Source organism: Bacillus sp. FSL W7-1582 (genome assembly GCF_038593325.1).
In the GTDB taxonomy this organism is placed as follows: domain Bacteria; phylum Bacillota; class Bacilli; order Bacillales; family Bacillaceae; genus Bacillus; species Bacillus altitudinis.
Genome location: NZ_CP151987.1, coordinates 201,109 through 221,183, shown reverse-complemented (window position 1 = coordinate 221,183; position 20,075 = coordinate 201,109). Strand labels below are relative to the sequence as shown.

At 37.4% G+C, this 20,075-nt stretch carries 30 protein-coding genes; 13 read left to right on the top strand and 17 right to left on the bottom strand.

Annotation, left to right across the window (positions count from 1 at the left end):
* Positions 1–166 precede the first annotated feature (166 nt).
* A complete protein-coding gene (gene glpT / locus NSQ11_RS01285; protein WP_008343899.1) occupies positions 167–1,501 on the top strand; it encodes a glycerol-3-phosphate transporter in 1,335 nt (444 codons plus the stop codon).
* A 92-nt stretch (positions 1,502–1,593) separates the two neighbouring features.
* The gene (locus tag NSQ11_RS01280; protein WP_017358710.1) at positions 1,594–2,475 is read left to right on the top strand and encodes a glycerophosphodiester phosphodiesterase; all 882 of its coding nucleotides are present in this window, start codon (positions 1,594–1,596) and stop codon (positions 2,473–2,475) included.
* Between the two features lie 38 nt (positions 2,476–2,513).
* Here NSQ11_RS01280 and NSQ11_RS01275 read toward each other — a convergent pair whose 3' ends face one another.
* The 12 genes from NSQ11_RS01275 to NSQ11_RS01220 form a co-directional block, all read right to left on the bottom strand.
* Positions 2,514–3,902, bottom strand: coding sequence for an amino acid permease (locus tag NSQ11_RS01275; protein WP_048001358.1), 1,389 nt, complete (start codon positions 3,900–3,902; stop codon positions 2,514–2,516).
* 219 nt (positions 3,903–4,121) lie between these two features.
* Positions 4,122–4,880 carry a DUF4097 family beta strand repeat-containing protein gene (locus NSQ11_RS01270; RefSeq protein ID WP_048001359.1) on the bottom strand — a complete coding sequence of 253 codons (759 nt, stop codon included), beginning with the start codon at positions 4,878–4,880 and terminating at the stop codon, positions 4,122–4,124.
* 27 nt (positions 4,881–4,907) lie between these two features.
* Entirely contained in the window at positions 4,908–5,579 is a 672-nt protein-coding gene (locus NSQ11_RS01265) for a hypothetical protein (protein WP_048001360.1), read from the bottom strand.
* Positions 5,580–5,607: 28 nt separating this feature from the next.
* The gene (locus tag NSQ11_RS01260; protein ID WP_335357984.1) at positions 5,608–6,240 is read right to left on the bottom strand and encodes a TetR/AcrR family transcriptional regulator; all 633 of its coding nucleotides are present in this window, start codon (positions 6,238–6,240) and stop codon (positions 5,608–5,610) included.
* Between the two features lie 129 nt (positions 6,241–6,369).
* A complete protein-coding gene (locus NSQ11_RS01255; protein ID WP_057078675.1) occupies positions 6,370–7,260 on the bottom strand; it encodes an AraC family transcriptional regulator in 891 nt (296 codons plus the stop codon).
* 93 nt (positions 7,261–7,353) lie between these two features.
* Positions 7,354–8,298: an alpha/beta hydrolase gene (locus NSQ11_RS01250; protein WP_057078677.1), complete on the bottom strand. Its 945-nt coding sequence runs from the start codon at positions 8,296–8,298 to the stop codon at positions 7,354–7,356.
* Positions 8,299–8,353: 55 nt separating this feature from the next.
* Positions 8,354–8,653: a hypothetical protein gene (locus tag NSQ11_RS01245; protein ID WP_048001363.1), complete on the bottom strand. Its 300-nt coding sequence runs from the start codon at positions 8,651–8,653 to the stop codon at positions 8,354–8,356.
* Positions 8,650–8,868 (bottom strand): helix-turn-helix transcriptional regulator, encoded by a 219-nt coding sequence (locus tag NSQ11_RS01240; RefSeq protein ID WP_048001364.1) that lies wholly within the window; start codon positions 8,866–8,868, stop codon positions 8,650–8,652. The genes NSQ11_RS01245 and NSQ11_RS01240 overlap by 4 nt, the downstream gene beginning before the upstream one ends.
* A 184-nt stretch (positions 8,869–9,052) precedes the next feature.
* On the bottom strand, positions 9,053–9,658 hold the full coding sequence (locus tag NSQ11_RS01235) for an ABC-2 transporter permease (protein WP_035702971.1): 606 nt from the start codon (positions 9,656–9,658) through the stop codon (positions 9,053–9,055).
* On the bottom strand, positions 9,642–10,517 hold the full coding sequence (locus NSQ11_RS01230; RefSeq protein ID WP_048001365.1) for an ABC transporter ATP-binding protein: 876 nt from the start codon (positions 10,515–10,517) through the stop codon (positions 9,642–9,644). The genes NSQ11_RS01235 and NSQ11_RS01230 overlap by 17 nt, the downstream gene beginning before the upstream one ends.
* Before the next feature lie 5 nt (positions 10,518–10,522).
* Complete coding sequence (locus tag NSQ11_RS01225; RefSeq protein ID WP_008343911.1) at positions 10,523–10,894, bottom strand: GntR family transcriptional regulator; 372 nt, start codon at positions 10,892–10,894, stop codon at positions 10,523–10,525.
* 173 nt (positions 10,895–11,067) lie between these two features.
* Complete coding sequence (locus tag NSQ11_RS01220; RefSeq protein ID WP_035390637.1) at positions 11,068–12,195, bottom strand: DUF418 domain-containing protein; 1,128 nt, start codon at positions 12,193–12,195, stop codon at positions 11,068–11,070.
* Positions 12,196–12,569: 374 nt separating this feature from the next.
* Here NSQ11_RS01220 and NSQ11_RS01215 point away from each other — a divergent pair, with 374 nt between their 5' ends.
* From NSQ11_RS01215 to NSQ11_RS01190, 6 genes are read left to right on the top strand one after another with little or no spacing between them, the layout of a single operon-like run.
* Positions 12,570–12,719: an aureocin A53 family class IId bacteriocin gene (locus tag NSQ11_RS01215; RefSeq protein WP_035390638.1), complete on the top strand. Its 150-nt coding sequence runs from the start codon at positions 12,570–12,572 to the stop codon at positions 12,717–12,719.
* 42 nt (positions 12,720–12,761) lie between these two features.
* Positions 12,762–12,911 carry an aureocin A53 family class IId bacteriocin gene (locus NSQ11_RS01210; RefSeq protein WP_035390639.1) on the top strand — a complete coding sequence of 50 codons (150 nt, stop codon included), beginning with the start codon at positions 12,762–12,764 and terminating at the stop codon, positions 12,909–12,911.
* Between the two features lie 42 nt (positions 12,912–12,953).
* Positions 12,954–13,103 (top strand): aureocin A53 family class IId bacteriocin, encoded by a 150-nt coding sequence (locus NSQ11_RS01205; RefSeq protein ID WP_035390638.1) that lies wholly within the window; start codon positions 12,954–12,956, stop codon positions 13,101–13,103.
* A gap of 42 nt (positions 13,104–13,145) precedes the next feature.
* The gene (locus NSQ11_RS01200) at positions 13,146–13,295 is read left to right on the top strand and encodes an aureocin A53 family class IId bacteriocin (RefSeq protein ID WP_035390639.1); all 150 of its coding nucleotides are present in this window, start codon (positions 13,146–13,148) and stop codon (positions 13,293–13,295) included.
* A gap of 43 nt (positions 13,296–13,338) precedes the next feature.
* Complete coding sequence (locus NSQ11_RS01195; protein ID WP_017358896.1) at positions 13,339–13,488, top strand: aureocin A53 family class IId bacteriocin; 150 nt, start codon at positions 13,339–13,341, stop codon at positions 13,486–13,488.
* 25 nt (positions 13,489–13,513) lie between these two features.
* The gene (locus NSQ11_RS01190) at positions 13,514–13,663 is read left to right on the top strand and encodes an aureocin A53 family class IId bacteriocin (protein ID WP_017358895.1); all 150 of its coding nucleotides are present in this window, start codon (positions 13,514–13,516) and stop codon (positions 13,661–13,663) included.
* Between the two features lie 102 nt (positions 13,664–13,765).
* Here the strand turns inward: NSQ11_RS01190 and NSQ11_RS01185 are convergent, their stop codons facing one another.
* Complete coding sequence (locus NSQ11_RS01185; protein ID WP_017358894.1) at positions 13,766–14,059, bottom strand: hypothetical protein; 294 nt, start codon at positions 14,057–14,059, stop codon at positions 13,766–13,768.
* On the bottom strand, positions 14,060–14,356 hold the full coding sequence (locus tag NSQ11_RS01180) for a DUF2089 family protein (RefSeq protein WP_017358893.1): 297 nt from the start codon (positions 14,354–14,356) through the stop codon (positions 14,060–14,062).
* 190 nt (positions 14,357–14,546) lie between these two features.
* On the opposite strand from NSQ11_RS01180, the gene NSQ11_RS01175 reads away from it, so the two are divergent.
* The 5 genes from NSQ11_RS01175 (at position 14,547) to NSQ11_RS01155 (ending at position 18,709) form a co-directional block, all read left to right on the top strand.
* Positions 14,547–14,975: a DUF4064 domain-containing protein gene (locus tag NSQ11_RS01175; protein WP_017358892.1), complete on the top strand. Its 429-nt coding sequence runs from the start codon at positions 14,547–14,549 to the stop codon at positions 14,973–14,975.
* A gap of 13 nt (positions 14,976–14,988) precedes the next feature.
* Positions 14,989–15,678: an ABC transporter permease subunit gene (locus NSQ11_RS01170; protein ID WP_017358891.1), complete on the top strand. Its 690-nt coding sequence runs from the start codon at positions 14,989–14,991 to the stop codon at positions 15,676–15,678.
* Positions 15,678–16,598: an ABC transporter ATP-binding protein gene (locus NSQ11_RS01165; RefSeq protein ID WP_035390643.1), complete on the top strand. Its 921-nt coding sequence runs from the start codon at positions 15,678–15,680 to the stop codon at positions 16,596–16,598. Before NSQ11_RS01170 ends, NSQ11_RS01165 begins: the two co-directional genes overlap by 1 nt.
* A gap of 68 nt (positions 16,599–16,666) precedes the next feature.
* Complete coding sequence (locus NSQ11_RS01160; protein WP_017358889.1) at positions 16,667–17,188, top strand: PH domain-containing protein; 522 nt, start codon at positions 16,667–16,669, stop codon at positions 17,186–17,188.
* Positions 17,189–18,709: a PH domain-containing protein gene (locus tag NSQ11_RS01155; protein ID WP_342501209.1), complete on the top strand. Its 1,521-nt coding sequence runs from the start codon at positions 17,189–17,191 to the stop codon at positions 18,707–18,709.
* 65 nt (positions 18,710–18,774) lie between these two features.
* Here the strand turns inward: NSQ11_RS01155 and NSQ11_RS01150 are convergent, their stop codons facing one another.
* The 3 genes from NSQ11_RS01150 to NSQ11_RS01140 form a co-directional block, all read right to left on the bottom strand.
* Positions 18,775–18,969, bottom strand: coding sequence for a hypothetical protein (locus NSQ11_RS01150; protein WP_076822548.1), 195 nt, complete (start codon positions 18,967–18,969; stop codon positions 18,775–18,777).
* Between the two features lie 71 nt (positions 18,970–19,040).
* Positions 19,041–19,433, bottom strand: coding sequence for a RidA family protein (locus NSQ11_RS01145; protein WP_017358886.1), 393 nt, complete (start codon positions 19,431–19,433; stop codon positions 19,041–19,043).
* Positions 19,434–19,559: 126 nt separating this feature from the next.
* Positions 19,560–20,072: a PadR family transcriptional regulator gene (locus tag NSQ11_RS01140; RefSeq protein WP_007498534.1), complete on the bottom strand. Its 513-nt coding sequence runs from the start codon at positions 20,070–20,072 to the stop codon at positions 19,560–19,562.
* Between the last annotated feature and the right edge of the window lie 3 nt (positions 20,073–20,075).

Sequence of the window (20,075 nt, the reverse complement as noted above, 5' to 3'; positions counted from 1 at the left end):
GTTTTTCCAAAATAATGACAAAAGCCTCATCATAAACATCTTCTCCATCCGATATGATGGGAGTACAAAAGAAAGCGTTATCAATTCTTTTGTCTCTGAAAAAGTACAAGATCAAAGACAGATCTCGTACTTTTGTTTTAGTCATATCTACAAGAGGAGGATGTTTATGTTCAAATGGTTTAAACCAGCTCCGCATATCGACAGGCTCGATGATGCCAAAACAGACGAAACCTATAAACGGCTGCGGCTGCAAGTCTTTTTGGGAATCTTTATCGGATATGCGGGCTACTATTTGCTGCGCAAAAATTTCGCATTTGCCATCCCTTATTTACAGGAAGAGGGGTTCACAAAAAGTGAATTAGGCTTTGTACTGGCGGCTGTTTCTATCGCTTATGGCTTTAGTAAATTCATTATGGGGATGATCTCAGACCGGTGTAACCCAAGATACTTTTTAGCCGCTGGACTTTTTCTATCAGCTCTTATCAATATTCTATTTGTCTCATTTCCATGGGTGACATCCAGTGTATGGATCATGTTTTTATTCATGTTCTTAAACGGCTGGTTTCAAGGAATGGGGTGGCCGCCATGCGGACGAACGATGGCACATTGGTTTTCGGTGAGTGAACGTGGAACGAAAATGTCCATTTGGAACGTCGCTCACAATATCGGCGGGGGGATTCTTGCACCGCTTATTACATTAGGAATTGTTTTGTTTGCGACGTGGAAAAGTATCTTTTTCTTCCCTGCCATCATTGCCATTATCGTCTCCTTCGTCATCATTCTTCTCGTACGGGACACCCCGCAATCCGCTGGTCTTCCGCCAATTGAAGAATACCGAAATGACTATCCGGCACAACAATATGAAGATCAAGAAAAAGAATTAACCGTAAAAGAGATTTTGTTTAAATATGTACTCAACAACAAATTCCTTTGGTATATCGCCATTGCCAACGTCTTTGTGTACTTTGTCCGTTATGGGGTCGTAGACTGGGCACCTACCTATTTAACAGAAGCAAAAGGATTCTCACCAGAGCATTCACGCTGGTCTTATTTCCTTTATGAATATGCAGGCATCCCTGGTACATTATTGTGCGGGTGGATTAGTGACCGCTTCTTTAGAAGCCGCCGCGCACCTGCTGGCGTCCTCTTTATGATTGGCGTATTAATTGCGGTTCTTGTGTACTGGTTAAACCCTGCTGGCAATCCAATGGTTGATAACATTGCCCTCATCAGCATCGGGTTTTTAATTTACGGACCCGTCATGCTCATTGGACTGCAAGCCATTGATCTCGCTCCGAAAAAAGCCGCTGGCACTGCTGCCGGGTTGACAGGATTCTTTGGATATATTGGTGGCTCTGCTTTTGCTAATGCCATGATGGGCGTCGTCGTCGATCACTATGACTGGACAGGAGGTTTCATTTTACTAGTTGGTTCTTGTATCCTTGCGATTGTGTTCCTCGCCATGACATGGAATACAGGAAAGCGCGTAGAGCAAGCTTAATGAAAATCACATAAAAGATTCATCTCCGCCCAACATGCCCTTTACATCTATTTCTTATGATGGAGGCAGTTACCGTAAAAGGAGGATAAAATATGAAGAAAAGTAGATTACTTGCTTTCGTGTTACTCTCTTTTGCTTTACTGTCTTTTGGTTGGGTGCCGACCACCATATCGGCACATGAACATCTTTTATCTCCAGATCGCATTTTAACCGTTGCACACCGCGGAGCATCAGGGTATGCCCCAGAGCATACCCTAGCTTCCTACAAGCTCGCCACAAAGATGAATGCAGATTACCTCGAACTCGACCTTCAAATGACAAAGGATGGACACCTCATCGTCATGCACGATGAAACGGTTGACCGGACGACAAACGGAACCGGCTGGGTCAAAGACCTCACACTTGCCGAAATCAAACAGCTTGATGCCGGTGCATGGTTTAACGAAGCCAACCCCGACAAACAAAATGCCCACTTTATTGGACAGCAAGTCCTCACATTAGATGAGGTATTACGCTACTTCGGTAAACGAGAAAATTATTATATTGAAACCAAAAAACCAGACATCTATCCGCAAATGGAAGAAAAACTATTGGCCGTCTTAAAGAAACATCATCTTCTTGGAAAACATACGAGAAAAGGGCAGGTCATCATCCAATCTTTCAGCCAAGAAAGTCTATTAAAATTGCAGAAACTCGCCCCTCGGCTTCCAAAAGTACAGCTATTAGATAGAGCGCAAATGACGTCTATTACAGATGATCAGCTCGACTTCATCAAATCGTATGCAGTGGGGGTCGGACCGAATTTTAGAGCTTTGACACTTGAAAATGTACAGCAGGTCAGAAGCCACGGACTCCTCCTTCACCCATATACGGTAAACAGCGAAGCAGACATGACACGTCTTCTGCAATACGGCGTCACCGGTCTTTTCACCAACTTTCCAGATGTCTTTCAGCGTGTCAAAGCTTCTCTGTAAACGACAAAAGCCTTGCGGTTGTTCCGCAAGGCTTTTGATTATTCCACCGTTTGATTAGATGGAGCAGTTTGGATCGGTTTTCTCTTTCCAATCCCAAATATGAAGAAGCTAAGCGCTACAACAATCAAGAAAACAATCCCCACAATAAGAGAAATACGCGTATCCTGATTAATGAGCATAAACACAAGAACCATCAATAAGAAGCCAATCGTAAGATAATTAGAAACTGGTGCTAGCGGCATCTTAAATGGATGCTGATCAAGCGCTGCCCCCTTCGCTTTTCTGAAGCCAATATGACTAATCAAAATGACAAACCAAGGCACCATACCAGGAAGGACACTCGCACTATACACATAAACGAAAATGTTTGGCGGCGAAACGTAATTTAAGACCACCCCAACCGCTAAACCAATCAGCACAGCAAATGTCCCAAAATACGGTACACCATTCTTCGAAATTTTTGTGAAGAAAGCAGGTGCCTGTCCATTCACACCTAATGTATAAAGCATACGTCCCGCACTGAAGATTCCACTATTACAGCCGGACATCGCTGCTGTAATGACAACAAAGTTAATAATACCTGCTGCTGCCGTAATTCCAATTTTCGCAAACGTCGCCACAAATGGACTGCCGAGCGTATTCAGCTGATCCCACGGATACACCGTCACGATGACAAAGATCGCACCGATATAGAAAATCAAAATACGCCAGATGATGCTTTTGATGGCATTTGTCAGCGTCTTTTGTGGATTTTGCGCCTCACCTGCAGTAATCCCAATGAGCTCTACCCCTTGATAGGCAGCAATCACTAGGGACAATGCAAACAAGAAACCGCTAAATCCACCTGTAAAGAATCCGCCGTGCGCCCAAAGGTTAGACAAACCAATCGCTGTTCCACCATTGCCAAACCCAAAGAAAATAATGCCTAAACCTGCAATGATCATTAGAATAATCGTCACAATCTTGATCATCGCAAACCAGAATTCAAACTCACCGAATGACTTCACCGAAATCAAGTTGGCCGCACCTAAAATGATCATGGCGATTAATCCGGGAATCCACGCCGGTAACTCCGGGAACCAATATTTCATATAAGCACCTACGGCGATAATCTCAGACATTCCAACAATGACCCACTGGAACCAGTTACTCCAAGCTGTCATATACCCCGCAAGCGGATGAATATATTGATGCCCAAATGTAGCAAACGATCCCGTACTCGGTTCAAGATACAACATTTCTCCCATCGCACGCATAATAAAAAAGATAAAAATACCACACACTGCGTACGCTAGAAGAACCGATGGACCTGTCCATTGAATGGCTTTAGCTGACCCCATAAATAAGCCAACACCAATTGTGCCGCCAAGCGCAATCATTTGAATATGACGAGCACTTAACCCTCTCTTTAATTCCTTTTGAGCCACTTCTATTCCCCCTCATCAACAAACAACATAAAAAATAAAAAATCAGAATTTTCATTCTGATTCAAAATCTTCAATCTTTCGATGTATATTATCATAATAAATCTACCCTTAAAAAACAATTGTTTTTTTGAGGAAAACACTATTAACAAAATATTCTGACATAAAAAGATATTCAAATTATTTTATATTGATATATCGAATCAGAGGATCATCATCGCTTCAATGACCATCACTTAATAGAAAAGAACCTCCCCTTATATCGACCTCAAAGCTTTTCCCTCCATTTTTATAAACCATTCTATCCTGATCATCAACACAAGGAAAGTCATTGTGAAAAGTACCTGATCTTTTCTTCACATAACAAATAAATCCATCATTTTCCGGAATTGCCACTTTGACAGATGATCCAGTTGACGTCGATTTGAGCGAATGCAGCATGGCCTTTGAATGTATCTGTACCCTTCTGCCTATTAAATTCAGATCAATATCTGAAAAAGCACCTACCATCTCCACTTTTGACGAAGTAGTACGCAGGCTCAATGTCTGCGTGTTGAGCTGTTGACTAGAGATAAGTCCACCCACTGTCTGCAAGCGCAGATGCTTGATTTCTCCCGTAAACATGGACTTTCCAGAAATCAATTGGCAGTCAGCCTCCTTCACCTTCAGTCCATCCAAAAGTAGATTTGCTCCTTTACAATGAATAGACAAGGACTGTAACTGTGCCTGAGGGAGGTAAATCTCCAAATTCGTTTGATGAAGATGAAGCCCCAAGCTGATCGCTCGTTTTCTTTTATCTTGAATCACCAGCCTGTCTCCCCGCACCTGATGATGCAGTAAATACCGATGGGGGAATACATGATTGGTGGTCTGCTTTATCAATACATAAGGATGATCATGGTGATGAAGGCGAACATCTCCCACCAGCCAGTTTAAAGAAAGTTGCGCTATGACTTCTTCAATTCGAACCGTATGCTTCACATGTCTCCCTCCTTTTCCCATCATGAATTACCTCGTTTGCATCCGGCCGATGCGGCTCCACAATTCCAAGATCACAATGAGGACTGCTGCAATCATCACTCCTGACAGGATGAGGCTCATTTGATCATTGCCATAAATGGCGAGCGATACATTTCCTAAAACAGCACATAAAACAATTGCAGTCAGGACGGTCATCAAAACAGATTTCTTCCTCAACCCTATTCTCATCGCAATCATCCCAATCGCATGGACACACCCAATAAACACAAAGTACGTTTTCATCAATTGCAATAGAGCACCTGCCGTCAACGTATCGTGAACTATAGGGAAAAACATTTCAGTCACACTAAACACAACAAACGAAGGAATGATACTGCACATCATCGCAAACGTTGAAAGGCACACCATCCATATCATATGAGAAAGGAATCTCACTGAATTGGATGTGCGTTCCTGATAAACAGTCTTGCCTACACGCCAATACAGCATAGCTGTGATGATAGAAAAAAAGATCATCCATACTGTACTCGTTAACAAATAAATATTCGTATATTGCTGAAAACCCGGTTCGCGTTCAATTTTTGCAGCAAACGCAATAAAATAGATGAATACTAGCAGCACAATACTCGCGATGAAACTAGCTTGAATATACTGCTTCATGTGACCTTTTCTTAGCTCAACCTTCATAAAATGAATCATACGTCATCCTCCTATCAGTTGGCATTCTTTATCTTTCGGGCAGATCATACCCGCCAATTTCAGCATAGTGCGCTGTCACCTTTTGAATAAATAGATCACTCACAATATCCACGCCAAGCCCCTTCATCATCTGCTTTAAAAAACACAAACGCTGGACCGTTTCTTCATGATTGCGTACAAACAATGTGGGATTCAACCATATATTCACAAGAAGCAGAAATACTTCTGCCACTTCACCAGGAAACTCAGTTTCCATCGAACCATCTTCAATCCCTTCAATGATTAACTGTTTGATTCTCAAAGCATCCTGATTGACACCTGTCTTCATGCCTTCAATCACAAATTGCGGATTTTTCATCTGATCAACCAAGATCCCATCAATCGAATGAGACTGCGGGTCTGCCACAAGCTGCTCCAGGATAAGCTGCAGCTTCTCTTTCGCATGAGCTGCCTCCGTATGCTCAATTAACTCCTCAAGCTTCTCGGTTGCATAACGAAACTGCCGATCCATCACGCCGCGTAATATTTCATCCTTCGATTTAAAATGATGATAAATAGCCCCTTTAGACATATTCAATTCATGGATAATATCTTGCAAACTTGTCTTTTCAAATCCCTTTTCCTGAAACAACCTTGTCGACACGTCCAAAATTTGCTGCACCGTCTTTTCTGGATACTTATTTCGCGCCAGTTCAAACGCCTCCTTTTACATACCGACCGTCGGTATGTTTATTTATATTTTTCATTATAAACGGTTCATGCAGATTTGTATACAACAAAAAAAGACCGCTCACACGGTCTCCTCAAGCTCAAAATGCAAATTCATCGGCACATCTGGCAGAGCCGAGGCCTCCTCCATATTCGTCGTAGGTGTTTTCTCATCCACTTCCTCAAATCGAAAACCGTCAGCCCAGACTGTTCCATGACCGCTGAGTAACACTCCAAAATGAATGGATTCACTGCGCGTAGGAACATCTAATACGATGGCATATTGATTCCATTCCGTAGAATCTGTCACAGGTCGATTCTGCATATTATCAAACTGCACCGTATCACCCTTTCCGTCATCTACCCGCATCCAAATTCCTGCTGAAGATACATTCTCTGTTTTCAAGAAAGCAGAGAGCTTCAACCGCTTACCTGCATACTCTTTTGCTTGAAACCCCTGCATCATCGTCGCAAACTGTCCTTCTTGTACGCCTTCTTTAGATGATAAAACACCTGATTGCTTTCCCGTATGAAATTCTGCTGTATCAACACCCATCTCATACATATGCGGATGTGAACCACTCAAACCCCAGCCAGGTACTGCTTCATGTAATGTCATCGAATCTTCCTCCTTTTTCATTTGCATGTCTCTCATCATGGACCTGTACATTCCGGGAGGTAAGGAATACAGATGCTTAAAAGCACGCGTAAAGGCTTCCTGCGATTGGAATTGTAACGAAAAAGCGATGTCTAAAATCCCCTGATCCGTATACAAAAGAAGCTGTGCAGCCGTAGCTAATCTTCGTTTCCGCACATATTCCCCCATCGACAGCCCGGTTTCTCGTTTAAACACACGCAGCAAATGAAAATGTGAATATCCTACTTTCTCAGGCACCTGTCTCAGCGACAGTTCATCCATCAAATGCGACTCCAAATAAGAAATCACCTCTTGCGTCACCCGACTATACATCATCTCCCTCACCTCTTCTTGATCATAAAACAAATCAGTTCACTCGTTTTGATCAAAATTGCGATGTTTCATCTGTCCAGCTGAGGAGGAAAAACGCTAACGTGAGCGCTCGTTGTTCGATAGAAACTCCCTCACATCATCTGCGATTTCTTTTGATTTCGTATGATGCAAATAATGGCCGCCTTTGAAAGTAACGATTTTTCCGTGGTCTACATTTTTCAGCAGCTCTTCATGCATTGGTTTCCAGTTTGGTGTTTCTTTCTCCGTTTGATCCGCTAGATAGAAAGCAACAGGAAGCTTCTTAGGGAAATGTAGACGTTGAGCGTTTTTAAAATTGTTTCTAAAGTTTTCTGCCTCACTAGCTTGGCTTTCATCCAAAAAATTTCGGAAAGTCAGCATTTTAATCTGAGCCTTCGTTTGATCATCTACTTTAGGCATCACCAGTTGTTCTGGATTCATTTTCACTATCAATCTGTAAAAGCCGGATTGATGAAGCAACTGTAAGCTGGAGACTGGCAATTCATCCGTTTCCTGTTTAGGAACACTCGTATCAATGCCAACAAAGGCTTGGACTTCTTTTTCATATTGATTCACATATTCTAATCCATAGATGCCAGAAATCGAATGACCCATGAGCGTATATTTTTTAATGTTGAGTTTCTGCAAACATTCATGAATCTCATCCACAATGTTTTGACTTGTCCTTACTTTATCTGTGTCGTCACTTAAACCATAACCAAACGGTTCAATCACAACGACTCTATAATATGGCGATAACTCCTTGACTAACGGTTTAAAATCAAGCACGGGTGAAGCAGTTCCATACCCTGGTAGAAGGACAATCGTTTCTTTCCCATCGCCTTGAATGAGCACATTCATCTGCTTCCCATCCACCAAGACCTTTTGCCCATAAGCTTCTATTTTCCCCTGTTCTCTTTCATTACTAATTAGATTCACAACATAAACACTGGCTACAAATACAACCAAGACAGTCAGAATGGTACATAGAGCAATCAGCATTATTTTCAGTAATTTTTTCATTATTTTTTCTTCCCTTCATGATGAAGTACCCTAGCTTGCATCCGCAGATAAAAGATTAGTATTTTCTTTCACAATAGATAATGCCAATTGTATTTGCGCAAACACTTGATACATACATAAACGTAATCGCTATATAAAACCATTCCGTTGGAGATGATAATTCATGAACAAAAACTTGAATGACAGCCACCAATATATAGGCTAATGCCACACCTACAATTGAAAAACTTCCAGCTTTCGCTAAAATAAATTGACCCCGTTCATCCTGTTTATATTCACGGCTTTTCTTAAATTGAAAGACCGTACTTAAGATAGAAAGGATAATCAGAGAATAAAGTATGATCGTTGTCATCATCGCTGTTGTTCCTCCTTGTCGACCTCTTGAAAAACGTCATATAAATCTACTTCAAATGTTCTCGCAATTTGAAATGCTAGTTTTAAAGACAAAGAATATTTACCATTTTCAATCGCTGCCACAGTTTGACGAGTCACACCTAACTTCTCTGCCAAATCCTTTTGTGTCCAGTCTCTTTCTGCCCGTAATACTTTCATTCTATTTTTAATTTCCATTTCAGATTCCTTTCTTAAAGGATGTTTTATTTAACATAATGTTAAAAATAATTAACATTATGTTAAATAACAATAACCTGTTTTCTGCAGGATGTCAATTTCACCGGATGCAAAAAAGAATCATCCATTTTGAAAGGCCTACCTCAAAATGAATGATTCTCTATAAATGATGTGATCATCTGATTTAAAACACTTTCCTCTGGTAAATCGCAGTAGAAAATCCCCAAGATAGCAAGTAGATGAGCATAATCAGTACAGTTGACCCCGTATATACAATAGGGATCGATAAATTCATGATAAAATCAGTGATCCCACTGAATTGCTCTGCTAAATAGAGAACAACAGGCGGTCCCATAGCAGATAATACGATAAAGCCAATGATCACTGCCGTTGTGATATAACCAGGCTTTAAGATATAAAACAATGGAAACGTACATGCTGCGAACAATAAAAACAACCCGCTGCCAATCGCAATATCTGACAGCGAAAACAGCTTCCCAAACACAAATAATGCAGCACTTGTCAGCACGATCGCAATACTCATATAGAAAATGGCGCCAAGATAACGTGATGCGATAATTTCTTTACGTGTATAGGGCAAGGAATTTAATAGAATATTCGTTTCTGCCTTCTCATCATAAGCATATGTGTTAAATGGAATGAAGACACTAGCGACTAGAAACGTTAATACTGGATGGACATCCATGAAAATGAAAAATAAGATAAACGGAATAAAAATAAGTAACTGCTTCTTTTGCAAAATCACATCACGCTTAATTAAATGAAACATGCGCAACCCCGCCTTTCAAATAAAACATGATATCCTCAAGCGACGCCGGTTCAATCACAACAGCATCCCCAAAAATAAGTTTCACCTCATCAATCCGATCTGTTAATGCTTCAAATCCGGCTGCCGTACGCTGAATATGGATAAACGCCTTTTCTGTGTCTCGATCCAGCAAATCCAGGCTCCCCTTCACCAGCACATAATTCTCCGCCACCTCATGAATCGACTGTTGAAAGACCAATCTTCCATTTTGTATAAACGCAATATAATCCGCAATGCGATCTAAATCAGTCGTCATATGCGTTGAGAAAAAAATCGTTCGATTTCCATCAATCATCAATTCTTGTAACGTGCCGAGCAGCTCTCTTCTAAAGACCGGATCTAAACCAGCAGTTGGTTCATCCATGATAATCAGCTCTGCATGGTGCGACAGCGCAATCGCAAGCGATGCCTTCATCTGCATCCCTTTTGAAAATGTTTTAATCGCTTTATGAAGCGGCAAGCCAAACTGTTCAATATATTGATAAAATAGCCTATCATCCCAGCGTTTATAGGCAGGTGCCACAATACGTTTGATGTCTTTTAAACTCAATCCTGGGAAAAAAACGTTAGCATCGTAAACAAAGCCAATTCGTTCCTTAATCTCTTTTTCATGCGTACGATAATCTAATCCAAAAATTTTAATCTCACCAGAATCTGGTTTTAACAAATTCATGATCATTTTAATCGTGGTCGACTTACCGGCTCCATTTTCTCCAATAAACCCAGTAACAAAGCCCTTTTTGACCTGTAAATCAAGATTCTGCACAGAAAAGTCTTTGAACCGTTTTGATACTCCTTTGAATTCAATCACGTGCTCCACTCATCTCACTCCTCATACAAGAACTTTAATAACTGCTGCAATTCATCAAAAGATAAGCCTAATTCCTTGCCGTTTGTAACAACCGCTCCAAGCTGTTCCTCAATCACCTTCAATTTTTTCTCTCTCATGACCTCTAGGTTTTGCTCGGCAACAAATGATCCCTTACCGACAATCGAATAAATAAATCCTGCCTTCTCTAACTCTTCATATGCACGTTTTGTTGTGATGACGCTGATTTGTAAATCCTTCGCCAGCTTTCGGATAGACGGCAGTCCCGCACCTTCTGCAAGCTCACCCGTTAAGATCAACGATTTGATTTGCGTCGTAATTTGCTCATAGATAGGCTCCTTAGAATGGTTAGAAATCGTAATTTGCATATAAAAACCTCTTTTTTCTGTACTGGTATTCGCAATGAAATATTGTATATACACTATATATACATTATATACACACTGAAAAAATATTCAACTCCTTTTATGAACTTTTTTGAATGCGATCCAACTAAAAAACCGCACAGCTCTTCAGCCATGCGGTTCCTCAACAAATCAATTTATCTCCAATATACCCATTTTCCCATAAGCCATTCCACAGGCCCTCTTCTCCACTTTTTCAAATAGAGATAGCTGATGAACAGCTGTGCTGTGTAAAGTCCAACAGCAAGTAGCAGTCCAAACATTGAGCCCATTTGTCCGAATAACCCAAGTCCGTAAGAATAGAAAATCGTTGTACAAATAATAGATTGTGCTAAATAGTTTGATAAAGACAATCGGCCAAGTCCTGCAAGCAGACGTTTCAACCCTTGTGCAGCCTTTGAATAGTAAAAGACAATAAAAGCTTGAATATAACCGATCGTCAGGACATAGGCTCCTAACGTCAGCACCATTTCACTCCAAGGAGCATCACTGAACGTCGCACATTTTAAAGCGAGCCCGATGATAATCATCCAAACCCAGCCTTTACGATAAGCCATGCCTCGATCTTCTTCTGTCAGATGACCTTTTTTCCCGATCGCCATGCCAAGCAGTGCAAATGGACCGATCATGATAGGAGCATAGAGAAGACTTAAAATTGGTGTCAGAGTAAGTGTTACAATTGCCATAATGATGGAGACGATGACCATATCATCTTCAATTGTAATCCGGCTCAACACAATATCGCCATATGTACCAGTCCCATATACATTTGTTAATAATTCAGAATTTCCATAAATAAAATTCATTAGAGTTGGATAAATCACTAAAGATACGGCACCTAAAATACCCGACCATATAAACACTGTTTTGATCCGGCTGCTCAAAAACATCATCAAGAAAAACGTACATGCTCCATAATATAAGAGAATATCACCATTCCAAATGAATATGTAATGCAGCATCCCAAGCACAATAAGACCAAAGCCGCGGCGAACGACGATGGCATTCGTATTCAGCCCCTTGGCCTTAGTGGATTCAATCAGTTTGATAAAAGAATACCCAAACAAAAAGGAGAAAATCGGATAAAATGACCCCTGGAACAAGATCTCCGTCACATATACCCCAAACTCCTGTCCCCATATGCTCGGATCAAACATCTTCTCAAAATCATAATCATATTGAAAATTAAGCATATTCACAATCAAAATACCTAATAAACTAAAACCACGTAAACTATCAATAAACTCAACCCTAGATCCCTTCAACACGACCGCTCCTTCGGAAAGTATAAATACATCTATATATAATAACTCATTTATATAAGAAAAGTTATATAATCCTGAATGTTATAAAACCCTAAATTCATTGTTTATCGAATCTGTAGACTAGAAATAATTATATACCTTAAAATTTAAACAACCATTAGATTAATTAATATACATAATTTAAAGTTCTTACTCGCATTTCTATAAAACAAAGTCCTTTTTACTATATGAAGGTGAATTATATTGAAAAACCCAGAAATTATAGTTCGTTAGTTTCAATTTAATGTAAAATATGAAAAAATATGAAAATATTGTTGTGTTTAAACTTATTTTGTTTTAATATTTAATACATAAATTAGCAGGAGGTGAAAACAATGGTAGCTTTCTTAAGACTTGTTGCTCAGCTTGGTACTAAAGCCGCTAAATGGGCTTGGGACAACAAATCAACTGTTATTAACTGGATCAAGAACGGTGCAACGTTCCAATGGATCAGTGATAAAATTGACAGCATTATCAATGGCTAATTCTGAATTTTTTAAAAGTGGAATTTTGGAGGTGAAAAGAATATGGTAGCTTTCTTAAAACTTGTTGCTCAACTTGGTACTAAAGCAGCTAAATGGGCTTGGGACAACAAATCAACTGTTATCAACTGGATCAAGAACGGTGCAACGTTCCAATGGATCAGTGATAAGATTGACAGCATTATCAATGGCTAATTCTGAATTTTTTAAAAGTGGAATTTTGGAGGTGAAAAGAATATGGTAGCTTTCTTAAGACTTGTTGCTCAGCTTGGTACTAAAGCAGCTAAATGGGCTTGGGATAACAAATCAACTGTTATTAACTGGATCAAGAACGGTGCAACGTTCCAATGGATCAGCGATAAAATTGACAGCATTATCAATGGCTAATTCTGAATTTTTTAAAAGTGGAATTTTGGAGGTGAAAAGAATATGGTAGCTTTCTTAAAACTTGTTGCTCAGCTTGGTACTAAAGCAGCTAAATGGGCTTGGGACAACAAATCAACTGTTATTAACTGGATCAAGAACGGTGCAACGTTCCAATGGATCAGTGATAAAATTGACAGCATCATCAACGGCTAATTCTGAGATTATCTTTCCAAGTAGTTTGGTGGAGGTGAAAAGAATGGCAACTTTCTTACAACTTGTTGCTCAACTTACAGCTAAACAGGCGATTTGGGCTTGGGCTAACAAAAAAAAGGTACTTGAATGGATAGGACAAGGCTTTTCTTTTAAATGGATTTCAAACCAAATTATCCGAGCTTTAGCAGGCTAAACGAATTCAGGAGGTGAAATAAATAATGGTAGCTTTCTTAAGACTTGTTGCTCAACTTGGTACTAAAGCCGCTAAATGGGCTTGGGCTAACAAATCAACTGTTATCAACTGGATCAAGAACGGTGCAACGTTCCAATGGATCAGTGATAAAATTGACAGCATCATCAATGGCTAGTTGTTCGTTAGCCCAATAGGGATAGTGTATACACTCTATCCCTATTGTTTTATTATAGCCAAAAATCAAACATTTAAAACCTAAAAATCATAATTTTTGTGATTATTTTTTTATAGTGATGTCTTGTGTTTTCATCTTTTCAATTTCTTTGACTCTTTTTTTGTGGAGCATTCTACGACCGCGGTTCCACTCTTCAATTAAAAGAGCTAATCCAACTAGCGTGATAATAAGAAAACCTATATTATTACTTACTTTATTTTCGAAATAAAACCATGACATTCCAGCGATAAAGACGATCGGGATTAAAGCTCCCCACAAAAGGTTGTTTCTTGTTGAAAGGAAATACTGAACTGCAAAAACGACAACTACTAAAATAAAATACATTAATTCATTCATTTAATCTCCATCCCTTTCTGCTTTATATTTTTCAATAATGTTTTTGGCAACTTCTAAACTAATTTTTTCCTCAATCGCGAGTTTCTTTACATATTTAATTAGAGTTTCTTGCTCTAAAGTTTCATTTAATCTAATCAATTGAATGATTCTGTCTAATCGGGTTCTAACTGTTGGATAAGAAACATCATAATCTTTCGCCATTTGTTTTAATGAACCTGAACTAAGTATAAATTTTCTTATAAATTCTCTGTCCTCAGAATCTACAGATAAAATCCATGTTGGAATATCTTTCTCCATATATCAGCCACCCCGCTTTTTTATTATTATAACACAGAAATAATAAATGTAATCCAAAAATGAATAAAAAAATGAATAATGTTTATTTTTTTTAAAATTTTTTAAAATTTATATGGAAAAATCTATCCAAAATATGTTATTGTAAGTTTAGGTTATTTAACCAATAAATTGTATTTTGTGGAGGTTAAGCATGAAACGTACTTTAGAAAAGACTTTTACTATTATAGGTGTTATTTTATTCACAGCCTTACTTATTGGAAGCTTTATGTTTTATGAAGGAACAAAAAATAACAATGATACTAACAAACTAATCCAAGACTTTATTGATGAAGAAAACGTACAAGATATCACACCGGAACAAGTAATTAACATCCTTGCCAATGGTTCTTTATATATGATCGCAATAACGATATTGAGCATACTAGCAGGAATTTTTTCATTAATATTATTAAAAAACAGAGCACGCTCTGCCGGTATTCTATTAATAACTACCTCTATTTTAGGCTCCTTATTAACAATCTTTTTAGGCATACTTGGCGGCATTGCGTATCTAATTGCTGGAATTACTATAATTGTGAAAGATAAAAAAGCAAGAAACGGGACAGATCAGTCATTCTAAAAGAGGTGAAACTATGTTTGCAATTGGTTTGAATGAATTCAAAGCACTGTTTAAAAGTATACGCTCTATCCTAATTATTATTGTCCTAATTGGAATTACAACCGGTACGGCAAAAATCCTTAGCCAATTTAGTGACCAATTGAAATCTTTAGGTCTAGGTGATAATGCATATGTGGGTGGATTAATGGTATTACTTTTCATTGCTGCCCCACTATTTGTCACCAGTCTAGCCCATAATGTAATCAATAAAGAGGTATACTCTCGTACTGTTCGATTTTTGGTGACGAAAACATCTAGAAATAACATATTATTAGGAAAGTTTTTAGGTAATCTTCTTTTTTGGATTGTATGTTTAACAATTTCCTTAATATTAATTATCCCGTTTTCAAACACTTTTTATTTTCTAGAATTAATACAATGTATTGTATTTATTTCTTACTTCTTAGGGTTAACTCTATTACTATCCACTATCATTTCAAACCCATCTATTACAATGTTTCTAGGTATTACATTGTCGATTATTTTACCTGTTATCGGTATGATTAGCATTGGGTCAAATAATATTATCATTAAAATGATTAGTTATATCACACCCTATTATTATTTCACTCAAGAGCAGACTGCTTTTACATATATAGTCATCCTTTTCCCAATTTTATTTATAATTGTAAGTTTAATGCTTTTTAGAAAGAGGGATTTATAGTGTATGCACTCAAAACGACCAATCTAACAAAGAGATATGGAAATAAAATTGTTGTTGATAAAATGAACTTATCAATCGATAAAGGCACAATATTTGGTTTTCTAGGGAAGAACGGTGCCGGTAAATCAACATTTATAAATATGATTACAGGTATAATTGAACCAACTGAAGGACTTTATGAAGTATTGGGCTATAAAAAGAATCAACAAAAATCAATCTGGGGTAAAATAGGGGTTCTCCCTGATTATTCTACATTCTATGAAAACATGACCGCACTAGATCATTTAAAATACTTTAGTCAAATATTGAAATTAGATTTAAAACAAGAAGATTTAATTGAACTTCTAGATAAAGTTGAGTTAAAAGATGCAGCTAAGTTAAAGACTAAAAATTTTTCATTTGGAATGAAAAAAAAACTAGGGATCGCCCAAGCATTATTAAATAAACCTGATTTAATTTTTTTAGATGAACCGACTTCAGGGGTAGATGCAAATTCAGTATTAAATATCCATTCTATTATTAAAGAAATCGCCACAAACGGTACTACCGTATTTCTAACCTCACACAATTTAGATGAAGTTGAGAAATTATGTGATGAAGTTGCTATTATGAACAAAGGTGTCATTCAAATTAAAGGAAGTATGAAAGAGTTAAGAACAGCATACAAAAAGAATATGACGGTTTATATAAAGCATAGTGTTGCTTCAATTGCACAGATTGAGTCATTAAAAGTAGACCTTAAGAGTCTTTCTATAAAAAATGAAATCAGTGAACTATCATCTCAAATAACCATTGAAGATGAATCATCTATACCATTAATCAACAAGCTTTTTATTTCTAAAAACATTGATGTATTTAGAATAGAAGTCGATGAGCCATCATTAGAAGAAATATTTCTTAATATTGGAGATAATAATTAAGAATCCTATAAAAAGTAGATTTAGTATCCAAGTGGTACTAAATCTACAAAGGATAAGGAGGATTATATTTGTATCAATTGAAGGAGCCCTCAAAAAAAATTTCTAAAGATGCGATTAAGGTTTGGCGGATAGTTGACTTTATAAATTTTATTATATCAACTAGCGTTTTAGTTGTCCTTTTAGTTCTACACAACTATTATAGTTGGTCAGAATGGATTGTTTGGCTTATTTATAGCCTTATGGCTATTTTAATTATATCAGCTATTGTAGAACTCATGTTAGTCCCTATTTACAAACAAAAAACTTGGCGCTATGAAATAGATATAAATATGATTCAATTAAAGCATGGAGGAATTTTCAGAAGGAAACACCTAATAATTCCTATGAATAAAGTATATTTTGTAGATACATATCAAGGTCCCTTATTAAAAAAATATAAACTATCTTCTATTAAGATTGGTACGATTGGCTATGTACATGAAATACCTTGCATTCCAGAAAAAGAAGCTTCAGATATTCGTGATTATATAGCGCATATTACTGATAATCAAACCAAAAAGAATGAGATTAGAAAGGAAAGCTCTCTATAAATGGAAACTAATAGTCGCCTAAAAAGATTACATCCATTATGGATGCTATTTGAATTATTAAAATCGATTAAAGGTTTCATCTTCTTCTGTATTTTTTTATCAGTATTATTTGGTTTTTCATCCATATCAATATTCTCTAAATTAGGTTTTTTAATTATTGTTATTTTTATAATTTACAAGGTCATTACTATATTATTAGAGTGGAAACATTTTGGTTATGACCTAAGCGAAGAGGAGTTATATTTAGAAAAGGGTAGGTTCATTACTGTAAAAAGACATTTTCCAATTAACAGTATTCAAGGCGTGAATCAAACATCTACTTTTTTTCATCGTTTTTTTGACCTTACCTCTTTGTTAATTGATGTAGGATCAAGCAATAATGACCACGTAGTAAAATTACATATGATTACAACTTCAGAAGCTTTGAGCATAAAAAAGCACCTTACAGAAAAAGGCAGTATCAATGCTAATGTAGAAAGTGAATTTGAAAGACCTATACAACAAAGTGCTCAGAAACTTCATTATGAAATCCAAATGAAGGAGATATCTATTGCTTCCCTTACATCTTTAAGATTACTTTTCTTTCTACTTCTTCTCTATTCTGCTTACTCAGAAATCAATCAATTTTTGTCTTTAGAAAAGTATATAGATAGTTTGATTTCATTTGTAAAATCCTCTCCAATAACAATTATTCTGAGTGTTTTTTTACTTATTATATTGTCTATTCTATATGGAATTTTAAAGACATACTTGCAATATGGAGGATTTAAATTATCTTCGGACAAAACTAGACTGTACATCGAAAAAGGTAAATTGAATATTACTGACTTCTCTATCCCAAAAGAAAAGATTGAAGCGTTATACTTCACTAGCAGTTTTATACAAAAATTACTTTCTATTGTGAAAGTAAAAATCATCAGTTCGACTGAAGTTAATGACGAAAATGTAAAATCACCAAATATATTATTTCCTTTTATAAATAAAAATTTGGCAAATAAATTAATTTCAGATATCTTTCCTAGCATTAGACTAGAGACCAATATGAAGAGAATACCATGGTATTCTATCATACCTAAATTATTTAGATCAGTCATATTTTGGTGTTTAACGCCAGCTCTTCTTTTATTTTTCAGAAATGACTTATGGTATATTTCAATATTCATAAGTGTTGTATTTTTACTCATTCAATTGTTTAGCAGTTTGTACAGCTCCTACAGTTGTAATGATCATTATTTGCAAATAAAAAAAGGCGGCCTAACAGATAGACTTCTCATAACACACAAATATAATATAGAAAGATTAATAATCTCAGAAACACTTATCCAAAGGAAATTAGGGTTGGCTTCAATTAAAATAGTTAACAGAGCAAAACCAACAAAAACAACTATCATGCATGATTTACCAAAAGAAATAGCCGAAAATTATTGTGATTGGTATTCAAAAGGAATAGCAGAACAAACTTCTATCAACATACCTAATGATCATTCATTAAATCTATTTACTGTTCAGAAACCAACATAATTTAAATCAAATTCAGGCAATGACTTAAGTTGAAACTTTGATTACGTAAAAAAGGGCTAAACATTTTAGCCCTTACCTTTTTCATCCTTCCAAAGCACACGCTTCACATAAAACAAAATCCCCAATCCAAACAAAATCAACGGCAACTCCCAGTCTGCAGAAATCGGCAGCCATGTCAACATCATGAGAATCAGCAAAACAGCTCCCACACCTGCATAAAAGACCACTATTTTTTTCAATTCTTGGTTTGATTGAAACAAAAAACCACCTCTTTATTAACACTCTTTTATACCATTTTTAGCATATTCAACTGATATAAACAATCATTTCATCAATCCATATCCCGACAAGCCCAAGCATCCACCTCGACCTTTAAAGCAGGTGAAGCCAAAGCCACCACATAAATCATCGTCATACAAGGCAGGTGATCTCCTAAAAACTGACCCATGATTCGTTTTCTACTCTCAGCATCAAACTCACCTACCAAATAAAACACAAGCTTCGTTATATCTTCCACTTTCATATCTGCCGCTTCTACATTGCGTTTTACATTCTCTAACGCTAGCTCGAGCTGTTCCATCGGGCTCGCTGGGATGGTCCCATCGACTTCCATCCCCACTTGCCCTGATAAGGTTAACCACCGCTGCGGCCCTGTTGTCTCTATTTGATGGATGTACGGTGCAACTGGCGCATGAATGGTCTCAGGATTACGTGATGTTTTCATTGATCAAACCCCTTTTCTGAAAATACAATCAATTTCCACCTATCATACCAAACTTTCTTCCCATCCTATCTGCATATGCTCCGAACGAAGCCAAAAAAAAGACCTTTCTTCAAAAGAAAGACCTCTCTAAAATGATGACCCGCTCCGATGCTCAATTTGATGAATCCAATTCAAATCCGCCTCTAAATGAAGCAGCGTGCCAGAAATCAATAAGTACCGACTCTCATCACCTTGCACAAGACATTCCGTTTTTAGCTTCGTGAGTTCCATCACATCTTTCATGATGACGGCTTTCTGCTGCTGAAGCATTTCTTTTTCTTGATGAAATCTGATTTTCCGTGCACAGCCCCATTTAAAGTGAAAATCATCCTTTGCAGCATGATATGGAACAGGTGCCAACAGCCATGATTCCAGCTCTTGTCTGCCTTCTTCCGTCACGTCGTACAACTTTCGATCTTGGTCATCTATTCCCACTGCTGTCACCAATTGATCACGAATTAACCGATCAAGCGTCGTGTAGATTTGACCCGGGTTGATTTTTCCTTTTATTCCGAGCAATGACTCCAGCTCTAGCTTTAATTCATATCCATGATGTTGCTGCTGACAGAGCGATGTTAAAATTCCGTATTTCACTGACATATG

Excerpts from the sequence above, each read along its gene's own strand:
- NSQ11_RS01145 (WP_017358886.1), bottom strand. The coding sequence starts at position 19,433 with ATGAAAACATCACGTAATCCTGAGACCATTCATGCGCCAGTTGCACCG.
- NSQ11_RS01200 (WP_035390639.1), top strand. The coding sequence starts at position 13,146 with ATGGTAGCTTTCTTAAAACTTGTTGCTCAGCTTGGTACTAAAGCAGCT.
- glpT (WP_008343899.1), top strand. The coding sequence starts at position 167 with ATGTTCAAATGGTTTAAACCAGCTCCGCATATCGACAGGCTCGATGAT.
- NSQ11_RS01170 (WP_017358891.1), top strand. The coding sequence starts at position 14,989 with ATGTTTGCAATTGGTTTGAATGAATTCAAAGCACTGTTTAAAAGTATA.
- NSQ11_RS01155 (WP_342501209.1), top strand. The coding sequence starts at position 17,189 with ATGGAAACTAATAGTCGCCTAAAAAGATTACATCCATTATGGATGCTA.
- NSQ11_RS01265 (WP_048001360.1), bottom strand. The coding sequence starts at position 5,579 with ATGATTCATTTTATGAAGGTTGAGCTAAGAAAAGGTCACATGAAGCAG.
- NSQ11_RS01210 (WP_035390639.1), top strand. The coding sequence starts at position 12,762 with ATGGTAGCTTTCTTAAAACTTGTTGCTCAACTTGGTACTAAAGCAGCT.
- NSQ11_RS01225 (WP_008343911.1), bottom strand. The coding sequence starts at position 10,894 with ATGCAAATTACGATTTCTAACCATTCTAAGGAGCCTATCTATGAGCAA.
- NSQ11_RS01245 (WP_048001363.1), bottom strand. The coding sequence starts at position 8,653 with ATGATGACAACGATCATACTTTATTCTCTGATTATCCTTTCTATCTTA.
- NSQ11_RS01255 (WP_057078675.1), bottom strand. The coding sequence starts at position 7,260 with ATGATGTATAGTCGGGTGACGCAAGAGGTGATTTCTTATTTGGAGTCG.
- NSQ11_RS01280 (WP_017358710.1), top strand. The coding sequence starts at position 1,594 with ATGAAGAAAAGTAGATTACTTGCTTTCGTGTTACTCTCTTTTGCTTTA.
- NSQ11_RS01205 (WP_035390638.1), top strand. The coding sequence starts at position 12,954 with ATGGTAGCTTTCTTAAGACTTGTTGCTCAGCTTGGTACTAAAGCAGCT.
- NSQ11_RS01140 (WP_007498534.1), bottom strand. The coding sequence starts at position 20,072 with ATGTCAGTGAAATACGGAATTTTAACATCGCTCTGTCAGCAGCAACAT.
- NSQ11_RS01195 (WP_017358896.1), top strand. The coding sequence starts at position 13,339 with ATGGCAACTTTCTTACAACTTGTTGCTCAACTTACAGCTAAACAGGCG.
- NSQ11_RS01240 (WP_048001364.1), bottom strand. The coding sequence starts at position 8,868 with ATGGAAATTAAAAATAGAATGAAAGTATTACGGGCAGAAAGAGACTGG.
- NSQ11_RS01180 (WP_017358893.1), bottom strand. The coding sequence starts at position 14,356 with ATGGAGAAAGATATTCCAACATGGATTTTATCTGTAGATTCTGAGGAC.
- NSQ11_RS01175 (WP_017358892.1), top strand. The coding sequence starts at position 14,547 with ATGAAACGTACTTTAGAAAAGACTTTTACTATTATAGGTGTTATTTTA.
- NSQ11_RS01190 (WP_017358895.1), top strand. The coding sequence starts at position 13,514 with ATGGTAGCTTTCTTAAGACTTGTTGCTCAACTTGGTACTAAAGCCGCT.
- NSQ11_RS01235 (WP_035702971.1), bottom strand. The coding sequence starts at position 9,658 with ATGTTTCATTTAATTAAGCGTGATGTGATTTTGCAAAAGAAGCAGTTA.
- NSQ11_RS01185 (WP_017358894.1), bottom strand. The coding sequence starts at position 14,059 with ATGAATGAATTAATGTATTTTATTTTAGTAGTTGTCGTTTTTGCAGTT.
- NSQ11_RS01215 (WP_035390638.1), top strand. The coding sequence starts at position 12,570 with ATGGTAGCTTTCTTAAGACTTGTTGCTCAGCTTGGTACTAAAGCCGCT.
- NSQ11_RS01250 (WP_057078677.1), bottom strand. The coding sequence starts at position 8,298 with ATGAAAAAATTACTGAAAATAATGCTGATTGCTCTATGTACCATTCTG.